1 protein-coding gene and 1 pseudogene are annotated in these 827 nt (G+C 40.9%); both read left to right on the plus strand.

Annotation, left to right across the window (positions count from 1 at the left end):
* A pseudogene (locus ACRCJ0_RS16655) lies at window positions 1-144 on the plus strand (dipeptidase PepV); the annotation flags it as partial.
* Window positions 145-148: 4 nt separating this feature from the next.
* Window positions 149-827: TrmH family RNA methyltransferase (locus ACRCJ0_RS16660; protein WP_431391274.1), on the plus strand; the 679-nt coding region annotated here is incomplete at its 3' end.

The following is an 827-nucleotide window of genomic DNA, read 5'->3' on the forward strand; positions in this document are numbered from 1 at the left end:
GGTGTAGCCTTTGGTGCATTATTCCCAGATTCAGTAGACACTATGCACCAAGCCAATGAATTCTTTGCGGTTCGTGACTTAATGAAATCAGCAGCTATTTACGCTGAAGCCATTTACGAATTGATTAAGCCAGAAAACGCATAAGCCTATGGTAGAACGCTTAATTTCATCTGTTCAAAATCAACAGATTAAAGAATTAAAGAAACTTTTTACTCGTAAAGGTCGCAAAAAAGCAGGCCAGTATTTGCTGGAAGGGCCACATCTTGTAGAGATGGCCGTCAAGGCGGATGCAGAGATTCAAATGATTTACTATGTGCCTGAAAGTAGCCATCAAAATGTGATGCAAGTTCAAGCTTTAAAAGCTGATTTGCCGCTGACACAGGTAACGCCTGAGGTGGCGAAGGCACTAAGCCAAACAGATCACCACCAAGATATCTTCGCAGTAGCCAGCTTACCGCAAGCTAAGTTATTGGACATTGACCAATTGTCAAAAGGATTACTGATTTTAGACCAAGTGCAAGATCCAGGGAACTTAGGTACTTTAATCCGGACTGCGGATGCTTTCGGTTACCAAGATGTCTTATTAGGATTGGGTACGGTTGACTTATATAATGATAAGGTTCTTAGATCTATGCAAGGTAGTCATTTTGCCGTGAATACTTATGAGGTTGACTTGGTAGAAGTCATTCCACAATTACAAGAGGCTGGCTATTTTATTACAACAACAGAACTAAACAACCAAGCGAAAGCAAGTAACGCCTTTGATTTAAAATCGAAAGGGAAATGGGCCTTGGTTATGGGAAATGAAGGTAACGGTGTAAGTCAAA

It is taken from the genome of Aerococcus sp. L_32, from assembly GCF_050689315.1.